Annotated in this window: 13 protein-coding genes and 3 pseudogenes; 2 read left to right on the top strand and 14 right to left on the bottom strand. The window is 70.5% G+C overall.

Annotated elements, in window-relative coordinates:
• Positions 1 to 13: 13 nt before the first annotated feature.
• The 4 genes and pseudogenes from QQK49_RS06545 to hrpA all read right to left on the bottom strand — a co-directional run bounded on the left by QQK49_RS06545 (position 14) and on the right by hrpA (position 6870).
• Positions 14 to 1044: pseudogene (locus QQK49_RS06545) on the bottom strand (DUF4192 domain-containing protein).
• A gap of 125 nt (positions 1045 to 1169) precedes the next feature.
• Positions 1170 to 1874, bottom strand: coding sequence for an EcsC family protein (locus QQK49_RS06540; protein ID WP_284303239.1), 705 nt, complete (start codon positions 1872 to 1874; stop codon positions 1170 to 1172).
• Between the two features lie 159 nt (positions 1875 to 2033).
• The gene (locus tag QQK49_RS06535) at positions 2034 to 2972 is read right to left on the bottom strand and encodes a proteasome assembly chaperone family protein (protein ID WP_284303238.1); all 939 of its coding nucleotides are present in this window, start codon (positions 2970 to 2972) and stop codon (positions 2034 to 2036) included.
• 95 nt (positions 2973 to 3067) lie between these two features.
• Positions 3068 to 6870, bottom strand: a pseudogene (gene hrpA, locus QQK49_RS06530) (ATP-dependent RNA helicase HrpA).
• 493 nt (positions 6871 to 7363) lie between these two features.
• On the opposite strand from hrpA, the gene QQK49_RS06525 reads away from it, so the two are divergent.
• Positions 7364 to 7879: a GNAT family N-acetyltransferase gene (locus QQK49_RS06525; RefSeq protein WP_284303237.1), complete on the top strand. Its 516-nt coding sequence runs from the start codon at positions 7364 to 7366 to the stop codon at positions 7877 to 7879.
• 94 nt (positions 7880 to 7973) lie between these two features.
• Here QQK49_RS06525 and QQK49_RS06520 read toward each other — a convergent pair whose 3' ends face one another.
• The 6 genes from QQK49_RS06520 to QQK49_RS06495 all read right to left on the bottom strand — a co-directional run bounded on the left by QQK49_RS06520 (position 7974) and on the right by QQK49_RS06495 (position 14326).
• Positions 7974 to 8510: a hypothetical protein gene (locus QQK49_RS06520; protein WP_284303236.1), complete on the bottom strand. Its 537-nt coding sequence runs from the start codon at positions 8508 to 8510 to the stop codon at positions 7974 to 7976.
• A 94-nt stretch (positions 8511 to 8604) separates the two neighbouring features.
• Complete coding sequence (locus QQK49_RS06515) at positions 8605 to 9882, bottom strand: IS256 family transposase (RefSeq protein WP_431310574.1); 1278 nt, start codon at positions 9880 to 9882, stop codon at positions 8605 to 8607.
• 37 nt (positions 9883 to 9919) lie between these two features.
• Positions 9920 to 10414 carry a hypothetical protein gene (locus tag QQK49_RS06510; protein WP_284303235.1) on the bottom strand — a complete coding sequence of 165 codons (495 nt, stop codon included), beginning with the start codon at positions 10412 to 10414 and terminating at the stop codon, positions 9920 to 9922.
• Between the two features lie 5 nt (positions 10415 to 10419).
• On the bottom strand, positions 10420 to 11187 hold the full coding sequence (locus QQK49_RS06505; RefSeq protein WP_284303234.1) for a hypothetical protein: 768 nt from the start codon (positions 11185 to 11187) through the stop codon (positions 10420 to 10422).
• A gap of 366 nt (positions 11188 to 11553) precedes the next feature.
• Complete coding sequence (locus QQK49_RS06500; protein WP_284303233.1) at positions 11554 to 13206, bottom strand: phosphodiester glycosidase family protein; 1653 nt, start codon at positions 13204 to 13206, stop codon at positions 11554 to 11556.
• Between the two features lie 226 nt (positions 13207 to 13432).
• Entirely contained in the window at positions 13433 to 14326 is an 894-nt protein-coding gene (locus QQK49_RS06495; RefSeq protein WP_284303232.1) for a transporter substrate-binding domain-containing protein, read from the bottom strand.
• A 108-nt stretch (positions 14327 to 14434) separates the two neighbouring features.
• Here QQK49_RS06495 and QQK49_RS06490 point away from each other — a divergent pair, with 108 nt between their 5' ends.
• Positions 14435 to 14755 (top strand): putative quinol monooxygenase, encoded by a 321-nt coding sequence (locus tag QQK49_RS06490; RefSeq protein ID WP_284305840.1) that lies wholly within the window; start codon positions 14435 to 14437, stop codon positions 14753 to 14755.
• Here the strand turns inward: QQK49_RS06490 and QQK49_RS22655 are convergent.
• The 4 genes and pseudogenes from QQK49_RS22655 to pdhA all read right to left on the bottom strand — a co-directional run bounded on the left by QQK49_RS22655 (position 14742) and on the right by pdhA (position 18598).
• On the bottom strand, positions 14742 to 15773 hold the full coding sequence (locus QQK49_RS22655; protein ID WP_348536114.1) for a dihydrolipoamide acetyltransferase family protein: 1032 nt from the start codon (positions 15771 to 15773) through the stop codon (positions 14742 to 14744). The two genes, QQK49_RS06490 and QQK49_RS22655, sit on opposite strands and share 14 nt — an antisense overlap.
• Before the next feature lie 416 nt (positions 15774 to 16189).
• Positions 16190 to 16354: pseudogene (locus QQK49_RS22650) on the bottom strand (biotin/lipoyl-containing protein); the annotation flags it as partial.
• Positions 16351 to 17397, bottom strand: coding sequence for an alpha-ketoacid dehydrogenase subunit beta (locus tag QQK49_RS06480; protein ID WP_284303231.1), 1047 nt, complete (start codon positions 17395 to 17397; stop codon positions 16351 to 16353). The pseudogene QQK49_RS22650 and the gene QQK49_RS06480, both read right to left, overlap by 4 nt.
• A gap of 1 nt (position 17398) precedes the next feature.
• On the bottom strand, positions 17399 to 18598 hold the full coding sequence (gene pdhA, locus QQK49_RS06475; RefSeq protein WP_284303230.1) for a pyruvate dehydrogenase (acetyl-transferring) E1 component subunit alpha: 1200 nt from the start codon (positions 18596 to 18598) through the stop codon (positions 17399 to 17401).
• Positions 18599 to 18603: the final 5 nt, after the last annotated feature.

The raw sequence follows: 18603 nt of genomic DNA, 5'->3' as shown, positions 1-18603 counted from the left end.
GGTGTGCGCCACATCACCGCACGTGGGCAACCGTAGTCGATGTGACCTCCGTCGGCATGGCCCTCCGCGGATCACGGCGGCCGGGTGTTCGTGCCCGCACCTCATGCCGCGGGGGTCGCACATCGCACCGGAGGAGCTGACCCACCAACGAGGCGAGGACGTACGTCGGATCGTGCGCGAGCGCCAGGTCGGCGGCGATGGATGCGGTGGCCCCGTCACCGGCGTCCCAGGCCCACACCGCGAGCACCGACAGGGCCGCGGCGCGCACCGGTGGAGGCGCGATGGCCGCCAGTCGGATGAGGACCGCCCGCGTGCACACCTGCTCCTCGGCCGGGTCGAGGGAGCCGGGAAGGCCCGGGAAGTGCTGCTCCTCATCGCCACCGGTCGTCGGGACGAGGCGGGCGAGCACGGCATCCCGATCGACCACGCGGGCCAGGAACGCGAGGGCGGTGACCTCGTCCCGACGTTCCGGCTCCCGATCGAGGTCGAGGAGGCGGTGCCAGGCCGCGAGTCCGTCGCGCGTACCGGGACGGCCGCGCCGGGCGACCTCGACCGCCATCGCGTCGGCGGCGGGTCCGGGGACGGGTGACAGCACGGCCGTGAGGGCGTCGCGATCCGGCAGCGGGTGCACACCCCGCCCCACGTACTCGGCCACGAGTGGCACGTCCGCCGCCGTGGGCAGCGACGTCCAGACCCGACCCGGGACGTCCCGCCAGCGGCTCCCCCGGACCTCCACCACCCGGACCACCGGCACCACCGGCCCCACCGCGTCGACGAGACCCCCAGCGCGGGCATCGCGCCGATCCGGTCGCTGTAGGCCACGACGACGACCGCGGAGGGCTGTCGGCGGTGCAGCGCCAGGACGAGCCGCGCCGTCGTGAGGTCGTCCAGTGGCGCCTCGGGCGGGATGTCGACCCGCTCGACGAGGTCGACCCGCCCCTGGCGCAGGGCGACGACGACGAGGGAGTCGTGAAGGTGGAAACCGACGTGGTAGGGCAGGAGGACGAGCAGCCCGGGAAGGGAGCAGCGGAGCGAGGGGGTCATGGGATCGACGGTGGCAGCCCGCCCGGGGTCGCGACCGGCCCTCCGCTCCGCCTGGGGATCGGCACACGACAGGGCCGCCGCGGTGGACAACCGCGACGGCCCTGGTCGTGAGAGGTGCCCGTGCCTCAGGACGAGGGGAGCGTGGTCACCGTGGCCTTGAACGGGAACTCACGGCGGACGTGCTTGGCGATCTTGTCGATGAGGTAGGCATCCAGGCCGGCGCCGATGACGCCGCCCATGAGCGGCACGCCTCGCCCGAGACGGGCGAACGTCGAGCGGCCCAGGCGGGTGATCAACCGGAACCCGACGCCCTTGTTGATCGCCATGAGGACCGCGCCGGGCATCTTCTGCGCGGCGAGGTTGGCGAGGCGGCCGCCACTGCTGTAGCCGACCTTCTTCAACAGGTCGTCGGCGTCGGCGCCCACGAGGGACAGCAGGATCGCCGAACGGACGGACTGCTGGGACAGGTCGTACCCGCGCACCGCCGCGATGGCCGCGGCCATGCGCGTGGCGAGGATGTAGAACCCGGCGACGTTGGCCGGCAGCGCCACCGGCAGGGTGACGAACCCGCCGAGGCCGGTGACGAACCCGCTCCCGGCGGCCAGTCGGGTGTGCGCACCGACGATGTCGTCGATGACCCGCTCGGGGTCGCTGCGGCGCCGGCGGGCGTCGTCGGCGATCTTCTGGGCGGAGTCGAAGGACCCCTTGCCCTCGATGCCGACCTCGAGGATGCGTTCGACGAGGCGGGACGCCTGCGCCGAGAGACCGCTCATGTCCTCCGTGGCGATCGGAGCGGGCTCGCTCTCGTTCTTACGGTCGAAGATCCCCATGTGATGTCCTCCTGGCTGAGGTGCTCGAGCTGAGATGTCGGCTGGGCGGTCGTGGGTCGACCGAGACAACCGTTTCGTGGACCATTCCCGATGCGGGCACGCCTCAAACGCTCAGGTGGCGCCGTCGGTGCCCGGGTGGGCCGGTGATCCGGCGGCCGTTCAGTGCCGCCCGCGGCGGATCTCTTCGAGGAAGGCTTCGAGTTCGGCGCCCAGTTGGTCTCCCGTGGGCAGGGATCCGGCGTCGATCGCTCCGAGCCCCTCGTGCTCCTCGCCCTCGTTCTCACCGTCTCCGAGCCGCGCCAGGCGGGCGTCGTACTGCTCCTCGAGGGCCCGCACGATCTCGGCGGCCTCGGCCGATTCGACCACCTCCGCGGCGATCGCGTGGGCACTGTCGGCAGCGGCCAGCTCGAGACCCGAGGGCGAGAGGTCGAGACCTCCGACCTCGGCGATCCGCTCGAGACCGTGTGCAGCGGCGGCCGGATAGTCGCCCTGGGCCAGGTAGTGCGGCACGTAGATGACGAAACCCACTGCGGCGCGGCCCTGCTCGCCGAGGCGGTACTCCAGGAGTCCGGACAGCGAGCCGGGTGCGTTGAGGGTGCCGAAGATGCGGGTGCCGAGGCTCCGCAGCTCGTCGGTGGTGCCGTGGACCGTGGACGACACCGGGCGGGTGTGCGGCACCGCCATGGGGATGCCGTAGAGGGTGACGAAGAGTTCGACCGACAGGGCCTTCGCCAGGGCGGTGACGGCCTCGACGACGCGCTCCCACTGGTAGTCGGGCTCGGGGCCCCACAGCAGGAAGAACGGCGTGCCGGAGTCGTCGACGAGCCGGTACAGGGCCAGCGAGGGGTCGGTGTACCCCGTGTAGCGGTCCTGGGAGAAGGTCATGACCGGGCGCCGGGCGCGGTAGTCGATGAGCTGATCCACGTCGAAGGTCGCCACGACCGTGTGGTCGAGCGTGCGCAGCAGGTGTTCGACCAGCAGACGCTGGGTGTGACCGGCGTCGATGAAACCTCCGAGAGCCACGACCAGCGTGGACGCCCGCAGATCGGCCAGATCCGTGTCGGTTTCCAACCTGAAGAGTGCTGAGGGATCCTGCACCGGGGTCTCCTTCCCATGGTTCTGCGTGGTCAACGCTTCGTCGACCCCCACGATTCCCGATGATCGGCGCGACGGTCCCCCGGCGCGTGGCGCGCTCAGCCGAGGTGAGCGTCCTCGACGGCGTCCATGGCCTTGTAGATCCGCTTCTCCGACACCGGATGCGCGGTCCCCAGCGCCGGCGCGAACAGGCTGACGCGCAGCTCCTGGACCATCCATCGCAACGCCCGCACGTCGTCGGCGTCGCGCTCGATCTCCGGCAGCGCCTCCACGACCTTGCGGCGTTCGGCCTCGACGGTGCGGACGACCTCGAGCCGCTGCGCGTCGCGCCAGGGCTCCAGCGGTGCCTTCTCGAGGCGCACGAGCATCCCCTGCAGGTAGCGCGGCAGGTGCCGCAGCTGCGCGGCTCCGGTGTCGGCGACGAACCCCGGGCGGATGAGGTCGGCCGCCTGCGCGGTGAGGTCCTCCTTGAGTGCCGCCAGGTCGGCGGTGCTCGGCCGCATCGCATCGAGGGCGAGACGGACGGCCAACGCCCGGTCCAGCGCGGGGTGCAGGCTCTCGACGATGTCCACGACGGTCGGCACGATCTCGCGACGGACCGCGGCCAGGGCGTCGTCGAACTGCTCTGGAGTGCGGATCATCTCGGCGCCGGCCGCCGCGAGTCGGCGGGCCGCGATGGCATCGACCGCCGCGGCGAGCACGTCGTCGAGCAACGCCTGCACCCCGCCGTGCGGGTTGTTGCCCAGGGCGAGCTTCTGCGTGTTCGTCAGCAGCCCGAGGATCCGCTGCCACGGCACGGTCGTGTTGAGCAGGATCAACCGTCGCAGTCCGAGACGGGTCGCCGCGACCTGCTCGGCCCGCCCCGCCAGCACCTGCACGGCCACGGAGTCGCCCTGGTCGACCAGCGCCGGGAATCCCTGCACATCGCGCTTGCCGACCCGGCGTTCGAAGACGGCCGGCAGCTCGGTGAGGTCGAAGGTCGTGAGACCGGCGCGTTCGACGTCGCCGGCGGCCTTGGCCATCGTCGAGCGGACCTGAGGGGCGAGGTCGGCCTGCAGGTCGGCGAGGTCCTTGCCCTCGCCGAGCCGCCGCCCGCGCGGGTCCTCCACGCGGAAGGTCATCCGCAGGTGGTCGGGCACGCGGGTGACGTCCCACTCCCCCACCGGCACGCGGTGACCGGTGCGGATGTAGAGCGCCCGCCCGAGTTCCTCGACCAGCGGCACCCCCGCCGCCATCTCCGCCTCGTCGGCCTCCGCCAGCGCCGCCCGCGCATGGTCGGGCGTGGGGACGAAGTGCTTGCGGGTCGCCTTGGGCAGGCTCTTGAGCAGGGCGGTGGCGAGTTCGGACCGCAGACCGGGCACCTGCCAGTCGAACCCCTCCTCACTCACCTGGTTGAGCTGTTCGACGGGGATGTGGACGGTCACGCCGTCGGCGTCGGCGCCGGGTTCGAACTGGTAGGTGAGCCGCAACCGCAGGTCACCCTGGACCCACTCGTGGGGGTAGTGGGTGGCGTCGATCTCGTCGGCGTCGTCGGAGACGAGGAAGTCCTCGGTGAACGTGAGCAGCTCGGGTCGGCGGCGCCGTTCCTTCTTCCACCAGGCGTCGAAGTGCGCGCCGGAGACCACGGTCGCCGGGATGCGCTGGTCGTAGAACTCGAAGAGGGTGTCCTCGTCGACGAGGATGTCGCGCCGGCGTGCCCGGGACTCGAGTTCGGCGAGCCTGGCCACGAGTTTGCGGTTGTCGTGGAAGAAGCGGTGGGGGTGTCCCAGTCCTCCTCGACCAGGGCGTGGCGGATGAACAGGGCCCGCGAGGTCTCGGGGTCGATCGACCCGTAGCCCACCTGGCGGTCGGTGACGAGCGGCACCCCGTAGAGCGTGACCCGTTCGGTCGCGACGGCGCCGGCCCGCTTACGGCTCCAATGGGGTTCACTGTAGGAGCGCTTGAGCAGGTGCGCACCTGCCTGCTCGATCCAGGCCGGATCGGTCTCGGCGTTGGTGCGGGCCCACAGGCGGGTGGTCTCGACGAGCTCGGCGCTCATGACCCACTCGGGTGAGCTGCGGCGCAATGCCGACCCGGGCTGGATCGCGAACCTGGCCCCGCGGGCGCCGAGGTACTCCCTCTTGTCCCGGTCGTACAGCCCGATCTGGGAGAGCAGGCCCGTGAGAAGCGCGCGGTGCACCTGGTCGGAGGTGGCGGGCCGGGAGTTCGGTTCGAGGTCGAGTTCGCGCATCGTCGTGGTGAGCTGGCCGACGAGGTCCTGCCATTCACGGATGCGCAGGTAGTAGAGGTACTCGTTCTTGCACATGCGCCGGAACGCGCTGCCGGAGAGCTCCTTCTGCTGCTTGCGCAGGTACTTCCACAGGTTGAGCAGGGTGACGAAGTCGGACTTCTCGTCCTTGAACCGGGCGTGCTGCTGGTCGGCCTGCGCCTGCTTCTCCAGTGGCCGTTCGCGGACGTCCTGGATCGACAGGGCCGCGACGATCGTCATGACCTCGCGCAGGGCGCCTTCATCGACGGCGGCGAGCATCATGCGGGCCAGGCGTGGGTCGACGGGAAGGCGGGCGATGCGGCGGCCGACGTCGGTGAGGCGCCGGCGCGGGTCCTTCTCCTCGGGGTCGATGGCGTGCAGCTCGTGGAGCAGTCGCAGGCCGTCGGTGACCATGCGGGAGTCCGGCGCCTCGACGAAGGGGAATCTGGCGATGTCGCCGAGGCCGAGGGCTGTCATCTGCAGGATGACGGAGGCGAGGTTGGTGCGCAGGATCTCGGGGTCGGTGAACTCCGGGCGGGCGTCGTGGTCCGCCTCGGAGTAGAGGCGGATGGCGATGCCGTCGGAGACCCGGCCGCACCGACCCGAACGCTGGTTGGCGCTGGCGCGGCTGATCGGCTCGATCGGCAGACGTTGGACCTTGGTGCGCTGGCTGTACCGGCTGATCCGCGCGGTGCCGGCGTCGACGACGTACCTGATGCCGGGGACGGTGAGCGAGGTCTCGGCGACGTTGGTGGCCAGCACGACCCGCCGCCCGGAGTGCCGGGAGAAGACGCGGTGCTGCTCGGCGGCCGAGAGGCGTCCGAACAGCGGCAGGATCTCGGTGCCGGGCAGGTTCATGCCTTCGAGGGCGTCTGCGGCGTCGCGGATCTCCCGCTCCCCGGACAGGAACACGAGGATGTCCTCGCCGCTGCCCTCACGGGCCCGTTCGGCTGCGCCGCCCTCGGTCCACAGCTCCTCGACGGCCTCGCAGATGCCGGTGACCTGGTCGATCTCGGTCTCGACGTCCGGCTTGCCGGGGGTCTTGGCCGGTTCGACGCGCACCAGGGGGCGGTAGCGGATCTCGACCGGGTAGGTGCGCCCGGAGACCTCGATGATCGGGGCGGGCTTCCCGTCGCGGTCCGTGAAGTGGGCGGCGAACCGTTCGGGGTCGATCGTGGCGGAGGTGACGATCACCTTGAGGTCGGGCCGGCGCGGCAGCAACTGCTTGAGGTAGCCGAGGACGAAGTCGATGTTGAGGCTGCGTTCGTGGGCCTCGTCGATGATGATCGTGTCGTATCGGCGCAGGTCACGGTCGCGTTGGAGCTCGTTGAGCAGGATGCCGTCGGTCATCACCTTGACGAGCGTGTCGCGCGTGGACTCGTCGGTGAACCGCACCTGGTAGCCGACCTGCTTGCCGAGGTCGACATCAAGTTCCTCGGCCAGCCGCTCGGCGACCGACCGCGCAGCGATACGCCGGGGTTGGGTGTGCCCGATCTGCCCGGCGATACCGCGGCCCAGTTCGAGGCAGACCTTGGGGATCTGCGTCGTCTTACCCGAGCCGGTCTCGCCGGCGATGATGACGACCTGGTGGTCGCGGATCGCGGCCGCGATGTCGTCCTTGACCGCGCTGACCGGCAGATCGGGGTAGGTGATCGCCGGGACGCTCGCCGCGCGCGCAGCGAGGCGCTTCTCACGGGCGACGCGGCGCGCCTCGCGCTCCTCGGGGGTCGGTGGCGGTCGGTCCTGACGCCGGTCACCCTGCTGGTTGCGGCGGTTCGGGCGTGGTCCGCGACCTCGTCCCCGCTCGCGCTGGTCGGGTCGCTGCTCGCGCTGGTCGGGTCGCTGCTCGCCCTGGTCAGGTGGTTGCTCGCCCTGACGCTCGCCCTCGCCCTGGGGCCGGCGCGGTCGACCTCGCCTGCCGCGTCCGCGGCGTCCCTCCCCCTGCGCGACACCCTCGCGGCCGGTGCCTCCGGCGTCCGGGGGTGTCGCGCTCGCCGGCCGCGGTCGGGCGGGCCGGGGAGGTTCGGGCGTGGGCGATTCGGACACGCCTTCCAGGATACGGGCGGGCGTCCACCGGGTTTTTCACGCGGCGAAGGGTGGTGGCCGGCGGACGGGGCGAGCGGACCGGCAGTCGTAGGGTGAGGCGATGAGTGGGGTCCACGTGTCGCTCGTCGCCGTGCAGGAGGACGTGCTGGCGAAGCTGGTGGCCGTGGCTGTGTCCGACGCCTGCGCCGACGAGGTCACCGCCCCGATGACGCCGGGAGAGGCATGGACGGCCGAGCGGGTCGCGTGGCTCGAGGACTACCACCGGGCGTGCAGAGCCGGGCTGGACTCCCCTGTCGGCGAGGCCACGTGGGCCGTCATCCACGAGGGCGCGCCGGTAGGCGCCGTGCGCCTGAAACGGACCGATGAGCCGTCCACGCTGGAGACGGGGATCTGGCTGGCGCAGAACGTCCGCGGGCAACGCCTGGCCGAGGCCGCCCTGACGCTGGTGCTCGCCAGAGCCAGGGCTTGCGGGGCGGCGTCGGTGAGAGCCGAGACATCGGCCACGAACACCCCGGCGCGAGCGCTGCTCGATCGGCTCGGCTTCGTGTCCGCCGAGCCCGACAGGAATGGTCGAGTCAGCGCTCGATGCGACCTGGACCCGGCCTTCCCCGGCTGACGTTCCCTGACATCCACGACGTCCACGACGTCCACGGACGGAGGTTCCACCTCAACGCCCCAAATGCTTCCGGGCGGGGAGGCGACGGCGGCGGTCAGAAGGGTGGGGGTCCGGGGTCGGTGCCGTCCCAGCCGGGACGCGCCGTCGATGAGGCGTCGCTGCTGCGCCGTGGGCGGGGTGCGCGGATGAAGAACCCGGGCCTGGGAGCCTCGCCGACGAGGGGTCCGCGTGCGTCGGCGCGGGGTTCGACGCGCGCCCGCGCGCCGTCGCGCTCGCGCTGGTGTGTGCGGGCGCGGCGGTGTGCGCGGCGGTGCTCGCTCTTGCGCTTGCGTTGCTGCTCAAGCTTCTGTTCGCGTCGTTGTTCGCGTTCGCGGGCTGCGTCGCGTTGTGCGTTGCGGGCCAGGGCGATGAGGATCGCTCCTCGTTGCTGCCACGCCGCTGCGTCAGGGTCTTGTCCGTCGATGGGCACGCTGGCGCGGGCTGGTGGGTCGCGGTAGTCATGCGGTCGGGTGACATACGTTCGACCGGCCTTGGTGGTCCAGGTGATGTCGCCGTTGATGCCCGGCTCCCTGGTGCTTCTCCAGCGGCGGTGGGTCTTGTGGTTGTGTCCCCGCCGGTTCTTGGCCGACACGTTGGACTCACTGGAGGGACCGCCGGCGTGGAAGTCGACGTCGTGATCGAGCCTGTCAAGTTGTCTGTGTAAGTGACCTGGGTCTCATGGGGTGTTACAGGTAGGGGTTGATGCGGTCGGGATAGATCAGGGCGAGCTCTCCCAGGGCGGCTTTCCAGCCTTGGATGACGGAACCCTCGACGAGCTTGCCGGGCGCCTTGCGGGGAGTTCCTCTGGGGGCGCCGGCTTCCTTGGCGCGTTCACGGGCCCGCTTGTCCTCGATGTTGCGGATGGCCAGCCACAGCAGCTTGATCGCGGCCGTGTCGCTGGGGAAGTGGCCGCGGTTCTTGATGATCTTGCGTAGCTGGTAGTTGAGCGACTCGATCGAGTTGGTCGTGTAGATGACCTTCCTCAACGCCGGCCCGAACGCCAGGAACGGGGTGAACCGCTCCCATGCGTTCTCCCAGGAGGCCACGGCGGCGGGGTACTTCTTGCTCAGGTTCGAGTCGGCGAACGCGGTCAGCGCCATCAACGCCGCGTCCTCGTTCGCGGCGGTGTAGATCGGACGCAGCATCGCCGCGACGGCCTTGCGGTCGGTGTAGGAGACGAACCGCATCGAGGCCCGGATCAGGTGCACGACGCACGTTTGGACCATCGCGCGGGTCCAGGTCGCCTCGATCGCCTCGGGGAAGCCGGTCAGACCGTCGCAGCAGACGATCAGCACGTCCTTGACGCCGCGGTTGGCCAGCTCCGCGCACACCGAGGCCCAGAACTTCGCGCCCTCGACGGCTTGGACCCAGATGCCCAAGACGTGCTTGACGCCATCCAGGTCCACGCCGACAGCGATGTGCGCAGCCCGGTTGGCCACGTGCGCGCCGTCACGGATCTTCACCACCAGCGCGTCGAGGTAGATCACCGGGTAGAACGCCTCCAACGGCCGCGTCTGCCACGCGGTGACCTCCTCGGCCACGGCGTCGGTCACGTTGCTGATCGTCTCGTGGGACAGCTCAGTGCCCAGCGTCGCAGCCAGATGATGCTGGATGTCGCGGATGGTCATCCCGCCCGCGTACAGCGAGATGATCATGTCCTCCAGTCCACCCAGACGCCTTGCGCCCTTGGGCACCAACGACGACGCGAAGGTGGAGTTACGATCCCTCGGCCGGTCCAAGCCGACGTCCCCGACCTCGGTCCCGACCGTCTTCGGGGTCGTGCCGTTGCGCGAGTTGCCCGAGCCGTTCCCACCCGGGTCGCCCTTCTCATACCCGAGGTGGTCGGTCAGCTCGGCCTGCATGCCCCGCTCGAGGACTGCCTTGATCATCTCGGGCAGGAATCCGCCCTCACCCGTCAGCGACAGGCCCCGCTCGTCGGTGGCGGCCATCAGCTTGTCGAGCATCTCGTCGTCGAAGAACTCACGACGCAACTGACGCGCTTCAGGCTCCTGCCCGGGCTCGTCGCTCTTCTTCGGCTTGGTCATAGCCATAGTCAATCTCCTTCAGGTGGGAGACCCCTCGCTTACACAGACCATCTGACACCCCCTCGTGATCGGTGTCGCACCGTGACGCGGGTCGCATCGATCCCGGAACGCGGGAGTGCCGATCCCGGGCCAGGATCCGCTCACGCAGGTCACCGGTGATCTCATACCGCTCGGTGCTCAACTCCGTCATCATCCCGGTGGTCGGGTCGGTGACCAGGCGTCGCCACACCGATCCCCGACTCAACGCCAGATCACGCACCGCGAACGCGGGCAGGTGCTCCTCCCGCCCCCGCAGGTCCACCGTCCCCGGGGCATCGTTCACACCCAGCAGGGAGGCGGCCGAGACCACGACAGTGACGTGTGCCGGGGGAAGCTCCCCACCGAACAATGGACGGCCCTCGGGGGTGATCTGGCCGTCGATGAGCAGGTCCAGGCCGATGTCGGAGCGCAACTGCGTCAGCGTGCGGGAGTCGCCCTCGCGGCGCAGGCGGCGGGCGATGTCGTCGACGCGGGTGAATGCGGCGGTGATGCGTCCGGCGTGCCGGTCAGGGTCATGGTTCCGTCGGCGTCGGGGTTGATCACCGCCCACGCGTCCCGACGCGCGATCGCGTCTTCGTGCCGCTGCCGGGAGGTGGTGACCGCGGCGACGGCGCGTCCCAGACGCCAGGAGAACACCGACTGCGGCACCTCCAACCCACCCGAATCCCCACCCGGCCCAGGGATGTACGGCGCCAGGACCTTCTCCACGATCCTGCGCATCCGACCCGAGTCCACCTCACTGGTACGGGTGGACACCTGCACGGCCCGCGACCAACTCATCCGCCCCGCAGCCAAAGCCTCACGCACGGGGGTGAAGCGTTCCCATTCCCGCGCCATCCGCACCCGCGTCTCAGCAGCGCGCTGACCGGCGCCGGTGGCCAACGCGACCTCATCGACCACCGCCTCCCGCACCCCGACCACCACCAACGTCCGAGTCCTACTCAGCGCGTCACGGTCCCGCTCGTCCAACTCCGCCAGCGCCTCACGCTCCCGACGCCGCGCCAACTCCTCGACCACCGCGATCCCCCGCGCCTCGATCCACGCCTTCATCCGCTCATGGGTCTCCAGCTCGACCAACAACTCCTCATCACCGAGCTCGGCGAAGGTCCCCGACGGCACCGGCACACCCACACCCCACGCATCAGGCGGTGTCAGTACCGCCTGCAAGGATGAGGACTCAGCCACGAGAAGACCTTTCATGGGAGGGTTGATCGCATATATGTATTTTACAACACCTGTTCGTATCTGACTACCCCTGACAGCTCTTCTGCGGGAGTTTCCATCCCACGGATCCGCGCAGCAGCTTTGCCGCTCGGCCGCAGCCACACACCTCAACGGATCGGGCGCCCCTGCTCTCGACGAACCCCTCACAACCTCGCCACCCGACGACAGCAAGACCGGGCACCTCCGATCTCGCCTCGACCATCTCCTCTTCGCCGACCTGCGCTTCTCCTACGGCCACCAGCCGGCACGAGGACACGGACGGCCATCGCCGGGATCTGCGCATGCCCGTCAGCACTTCTCGACGGACCGCGCGGGACACTCCCCGCGTCAGCGTCGCGGCAGCACGACGATCGCGTCGCCGACGGGGCGTTCGCCGGTGGCGTCCGACGGGCTGGTCCGCATGGCGCCGCCGGCCACGAGCGCCGTCGAACCGCCGCCGTCGAGGTTGAGGGCCTCGCGCATCCCCAGTGCCCGGGCGACCGCCGCCGTCTCGGGGATCGAGAGGCCCAGGTGGCCGACCTGCCGGCCGTCGGAGGCGACGAGGATCGTGCGGCCGCGGGCGTCGGTGCCGGCGAAGGTGCGCGGGTTGCGCTGCAACACCCAGCCGTAGTCGAAGCTCGGGTTGGCCACGGCAGCCTGGTTCATGCCGTCCCGCTTCTGGGTGATGCGCGTCCGCCCTGCCTTGACCAGCAGCGGCCCGCCGTTGATGACGGCCTGGTCCTGACGCAGTCCGATCGGGTCGCCGGTCTCATCGGTCATCGTCGTGGTGACCGGCACGCGGTCTCCTACCCGCAGCCCGGCGAGTGCTGCCGCGGCATCGCCGGTGGCCTGCACCGACCGCTGCCCCTTGAGCAGCGCGGTTCCCCGTGCGGCGTGGTTGGCGACGACGCGACCCCGGCGGTCGAGGACGACCTCCCGACCCTCACCCTTCGGGGTCGTGGCGCCGAAAGCCTCAGTCATCAGGACGAGTTCGGCGTCGTCGGTGCACGTGACGTCGTGGCGGGGTGCGTCCGTCGGGGTGTCACCCGTGCCGCCGCAGTTGCGGACGAGGCCAGGCACACGGTTGATCCCGTCGAGGACGTGGGCACCGGTGCCGGTGCGGATCTGACCGGTCCAGCCGGGCCGGAAGACGGTCGTGTTGCGGGCCTTGGCGTCCAGGGCGAGGGCGGGCCGACCGGCGACGGCCTCGGAGACGACCCGCCCGTCGTACGCGGCGATACCGGCGGGGTCACCCTCCGCACCGGCCTTCGGGTCCATGACGAAGAACCCCGCGTTGATCGCGGCCGTCGCACCGGTCAGGCGCGCGAGTTCGCTGGTCGTCTCACGCTTTTCGAGGTCGGGTCCGTAGGTGCCGGTCAGCCGGCCACGGAACGTCGCCGGGTCGATCGTGAGGACCGAGAACGTCCACGGTCCGGCCGCCGACGTCCCGCCGTCCCACCCGGTGTACCAGGACCGACCCGTGAATCCGGCCGCCTTCAGTGCGGCGACGACGGCGTCGGCGCCCGCCTTGTCGGCGTGCGTGGCCGTGAGGCGCGCCCGAGCACCGATGACTCCGTCCGCGACGTCGGCCGCACCGATCTGCCGGACCTCCTCGGCCTCGGCCGCGAACCCGGCCGCCGAGAGCCGGGCGGCGAACGCCTGCGCGGACTCCGCGTCCTGCACGGACCGGGCCGGGGCATCCGGGTCCGGGCTGGTGACGGAGCTGGGGATGGACATCTCGACGACCCACCGCGAGGAGCCGTCGGCCTTGCCACGGGTGATCGTCGTCAGCGTCACACCCCGCTGGAGGGTCTCCGTGGAGCGGGTCTCCGACAGCCCGGGCCGGCCCAGCGGAAGTTCACCGCGGGAGTACCGATCACTGTGGACAGCCTCCGACGACGTCGCGAGGCCCACCCCCTGGGCGAACCCGGCCGTGGGAACGCTCAGGACGACGGCGAGGGGCAGGACGGCGGCGGCTGCGCGGCGGCGAGGGGCGGTCATGAGGGAAAACTTAGGTCCGACAGTCCATCTCGAGCAGAGCCCGACGGTGAACGGCAAGCGAAGGAATGGTCACGCGACAGGACCTGCCGCAGCCACGCCCTCAGCCACGTGCAGCCATGCCGACGGCCACGACGGCATCGACATGGTCGCGATCACGACCACTTCCCTGCCATCTGACCTGCTAGCTGACCCACCATCTGACCCGCCGGCCGAGTCCCCCGCCGCCTCAGTCGAGCTTCACGTCTCCGAACCAGGGCTTCGTCGCGGCGTCCCACGTGCCGCCCTTCTTCGCCATCGTCAGCCACGTGTCGACGTACTCCTTGAACACGACGTCGCCGCGGGGCAGCAGGTAGGCCTTACCGAAGTAGTCGAAGGGCTTGTCGGGGTGGACCGCGCAGAGTTCGGGGTGGGTCTTGGCCACCCACACCGTCTCGGAGGCGTCCGTGGTCATGACGTCGGCCTTGCCCGCGATGATCTGGTCGAAGATCGTGTTGTTGTCGTCCCAGCGGATGATCGTGCCCTGGGGGTAGTTCTTGTCCGCGAACTTCTCGTTCGTGCCGCCGACGGGCGTGATCGACCGGACCCCGGGCTGGTTGATCTCCTCGATCGTGTCGTACTTCTCGACGTTCTCGCACAGCGTGATCGGCGTCTTGCCCTCTTCGATGATGGGCGCGGAGAAGAAGGCGCGCTGCGCGCGGGCGGTGTTGATCGAGATGCCGCCGACGGCGATGTCACAGCGGTTGATGGCGTCCTGCATCAGCGTGGGCCAGGACGTCTTCACCCACTCGATGTCCACCTCCAGGCTCGCCGCGAGGTCCTTCGCCATCGTGATGTCGATACCGGTGTACTGCTTCGTCGTGGGGTCGAGGTAGGTGAAGGGCCGGTAGTCACCCGTCGTGCACACCGTCATGGTTCCCGCCGCGCGGATCTCGTCCAGCCGCGAGGACGGCCCGAGGTGGTGCGGCGCGGGCTGCGTGGGAGCGGCCGTCGGCGAGGCCGCCGGTGACGGCGAACCGGTCGAACCGACCGACACCAGGTCGGCGTTCTGCGCGGCGCAACCCGCGGCGGGCGTGATCGCAACGGCGGTGAGCAGCGCGGTGATTCGGGTACGCACGGTCATCTCGACTCCTTCGGCGAGCAGGGTGGGCGCCACCCTGACCGGGCCCGGACCCCGAGCGGGTCGAACCGCGTAGGAGGATGGGTGAAACCCCCAGCGAAGGAGAACCCGATGATCATCATCAACGTCAAGTTCCCCGTGAAGCCCGAGCACGCGGACGCGTGGCCCGAGATCTCGCGCCCCTTCACGCAGGCGACGCTCGCGGAGCCGGGCAACCTGTGGTTCGAGTGGTCCCGCAGCGTCGAGGACCCGAACACCTACGTGCTCATCGAGGCGTTCGAGGACGACGGCGCCGAGCCGCACGTGACATCCGAGCACTTCACGCAAATGCAGGCCGAGTTCCCGCAGTACCTCTCGGCGACCCCGCAGATCATCAACGCCCAGATCGACTCCGAGGGCTGGGGACCGATGGGCGAGCTCAGCGTGGAGTGAGTACCGCCCCGCAGTCTGGCATCACAGAACGCATCGCAGACGGAACCGGAACGGTCGTGATCACGACCGTTCCGATTCCATTTGCGATGCGCGTGTGGCCGGGATTACAGACCGGCGAGCAGTGCTCCGGGGCGTTCGACGCAGTCGGCGACGTAGCGGAGGAATCCGCCGGCCACTCCCCGTCGCAGACGCGGTGGTCGAAGCTCAGCGACAACTGGGTCACCGGACGGACGGCGAGCGCACCGTCGACGACCCATGGCTTGGCGATGATCCGCCCGACGCCGAGCATGCCTGCCTCGGGGTGGTTGATGATCGGCGTCGAACCGTCCACGCCGTACACGCCGTAGTTGTTCAGCGTGAACGTGCCACCGGTCATGTCGGCTGGAGCGAGCGTGCCGGCGCGGGCCTTCTCGGTGACCTCGCGGATGGCGGCGGCGAGCTGCTCGGTCGTCATCGCCTCGGCGCCGTGGACGACGGGCACGACCAGCCCTCGAGGACCCTGAGCGGCCAGCGACAGGTTGACGTTGCCGACCCGCACGATCTCGTTCGCCTCGAGGTCGACGCGGGCGTTGAGCTCGGGGAACCGCACGAGGCCCGCCACGACGATCCGCGCCATCAACGCCAGGTAGCCGATCCTCGCGTCGGGCACGCAGGCCTTGAGGTCGTCCTTGACCGAGCGCAGACCGGTGGCGTCCACGTCGACCCACGTCGTGGCGTCGGGGATCTCCCGACGAGACCGGCTGAGCCGATCGGCGATCGCCTTGCGGATGCCGGTGATCGGGATGCGCTCGTCGGACAACCCGCCGCGTCCCGAGGTGCCACCGGAGCCCGACTCCGCCCACGTCCCGCCCGTCCCCGACTGCTGCGGCGGGGTGGCCGCGGCCGACGAGGCACGCTCACGAGCCTCCTCGACGTCGCGGCGGGTGATGATCCCGCCGGGAGCGCTGGGGGCAACCGTGAACAGATCGATCCCATACTCCCGGGCGAGCTTTCGGACGAGCGGCGAGATGACCCGCACGGCCTCCCCGGACGCGAACCCGGCTCCCGCGGCGCCCCACTCTCGCCGAGACCGCCGCCTATAACCGGCGGTTTCGGCGCGCTCTCAGTGAGCCCGTCACTCTCGCCGAGACCGCCGCCTATAGGCGGCGGTTTCGGCGCACTCGTCGTTGCGTTGTCGGTGGGTCGGTGACGGCCCACCCGGCGGCGGCGAGTGCGCTTCTCCTCGGACGTGCCGTACCCGATGAGCACGTTGCCGGAGCCGGCGCGCTCCTCGTCCATCCGTTCCTCGGTGCGCGGCCCGCGCTCGGTGCCCTTCTCCACCCGCGCAGAGGCTCCACCGCCCTGCGGAGCGTCGGCCCCACCGACCTCGACGGAGATCAGCGGCTTCCCGACGTCGAGAACCTGCCCGGCCTCGACGTGCAGCGTCGCGACGGTCCCGGCGAACGGGCACGGCAGGTCCACCTGGGCCTTGGCGGTCTCGACCACGGCGATGACCTGGTCGACGACCACGACATCACCGACGGCGACCTCCCAGGAGATGACCTCGCCCTCGGTCAGCCCCTCCCCGAGGTCGGGCAGGTGGAAGGTGCGTGCGCTCATCGGCCGACCTCCGCGCGGGTCACGCTCGGCAGCCACCGGTCGTCGGGCTCGTCGTCCCACTGCAGGCGGGCCACGGCGTCGAGCACGCGGTCGACACCGGGCAGGTGACGCTGTTCGAGCTTGGGCGGCGGGTACGGGATGTCGAGACCCGCGACCCGCAGGACGGGCGCCGCGAGGCTGTGGAACGCGCGCTCCTGCACCCGCGCCGCGATCTCGGCACCGACACCGGCGAATCCCTGCGCCTCCTGGACGACCACGCAGCGCCCCGTGCGGCGCACCGACTCGATCACCGTCTCGTCGTCGTAGGGGTTGATCGAGCGCAGATCGACGACCTCGACGTTCCAGCCCTCCTCGAGCGCGGCCTCGGCCGCCTCCAGCGCGACCGGGACGCTCGGGCCGTACGCCACCAGCGTCGCGTCGGTGCCGGGCCGGCGGATCACGGCCTGCCCCACCGGCGTGCCACCACCAGCGGCCAGCGCATCCAGGTCCACGTCGTCCTTGGACCAGTACAACCGCTTGGGCTCCATGAAGATCACCGGGTCGGGATCGTCGATCGCCGCCCGCAGCATCGTGTACGCGTCCTCGACCGTCGCCGGGGTGTACACGCGCAACCCCGGCGTGTGCGCGTAGTACGCCTCCGAGGAGTCGCAGTGGTGCTCGACGCCTCCGATGCCGCCGGCGTAGGGGATGCGGATGACCATCGGCATGGGCAGCGCTCCCCGCGTGCGGTTGCGCATCTTGGCGACGTGGCTCGTGATCTGCTCGAACGCCGGGTAGGCGAAGGCGTCGAACTGCATCTCGACGACCGGCCGCATGCCCGACATGCACAGCCCGACGGCGAACCCGATGATCCCGGACTCGGCCAGCGGTGTGTCGAAACAGCGGTCGTCGCCGTGATCGCGCGCGATGCCGTCGGTGATCCGGAAGACACCGCCCGCGACACCGACGTCCTCACCGAAGATGAGCACCCGGTCGTCGGCGACGACGGCGTCGCGCAACGCCCGGTTGAGCGCGGAGGCGAAGGTGACTGCTCCAGCGGCCATGTCAGGCGTCCTCTCCGGTGGTCACGGAGGCATGAGCGTCGCGCTCGGCCTCGATCTCCTCGCGGACCATCGACCGCTGCTCGACCAACTGCGCCGTCGGCGCCGCGTACACGTTCTCGAACAGCGACTCCGGGGACGGCTCGACTTCGGCGTTCATCCGGTCGCGCAGGTCCGCCGCGGTTCGCTCGCCCTCGGCGGCGTAGGACTCGGCGAGCTCGTCGTCGAGTGCCCCGACCGAACGCAGGTAGGTCTCGAGACGCTCGAGCGGGTCCTTCTGCAACCAGGGCGCCACCTGGTCGGCGGTGCGGTAGCGCGTGGCGTCGTCGGCGTTGGTGTGCGCCTCCATGCGGTAGGTGTGCAGCTCCACCAGCACCGGCCCCTTGCCCGAGCGGGCCCAGTCGACGGCCTTGCCGACGACGGCCAGCACGGCGAGCGCGTCGTTGCCGTCGACCTGCTCGCACACGACTCCGTAGCCGATCCCCTTGTACGCCAGGCTCGGAGCCGCGGTCTGCTTCTCCAGCGGCACCGAGATCGCCCAGCCGTTGTTCTGCACGACGAAGACCACGGGCGCCTTGAAGACGGCGGCGAAGTTGAGGGCCTCGTGGAAGTCGCCCTCGCTGCTGGCGCCGTCGCCGATGAAGGCCAGGGCCACGGAGTCGCGTCCCTGCCGGGCGTCCCCGTAGGCGACACCCGCCGCGTGGAGGAGCTGGGTCGCGAGCGGGGTGCACTGGGCCGCGGTGTGGGTGGCCATCGGGTCGTACCCGCAGTGGGCGTCACCGCGCAGGAGCGTGAGGACCTCGACGGGGTCGATGCCGCGGGAGACCAGCGCCACCGAGTCGCGGTAGGTCGGGAAGAACCAGTCGTCCTCCCGGATCTTCATGACCGACCCGACCTGGCAGGCCTCCTGACCGCGCGAGCTGGGGTAGACCGCTAGCCGGCCCTGACGGGTCAGGGCACTGGCCTGCACGTCGAACCGCCGCCCGATCACCATGCGCCGGTAGCACTCGAGGGCCTCCGTATCGGAGGGGGCCACGTAGTCGTCGGTGACGGGCTCGACACGCTGCCCGTGCTCGTCGAGGAAGCAGACCGGGGTAGGTGCGGGGATGAGGCCCTTCTGGAACGGCGCCTCGACCTCCTCGGGCGCCACTTGCACGGCGGCCTTGGCGGCGCGTGCGTTCGCGGCCTTGCGGGTGGGAGCCATGCGGC

Source organism: Mobilicoccus caccae (genome assembly GCF_030161635.1).
In the GTDB taxonomy this organism is placed as follows: Bacteria; Actinomycetota; Actinomycetes; order Actinomycetales; family Dermatophilaceae; genus Mobilicoccus; species Mobilicoccus caccae.
The sequence above is the reverse complement of the archived record's forward strand: the minus strand, read 5'-3'. Positions and strand labels throughout refer to the sequence as shown.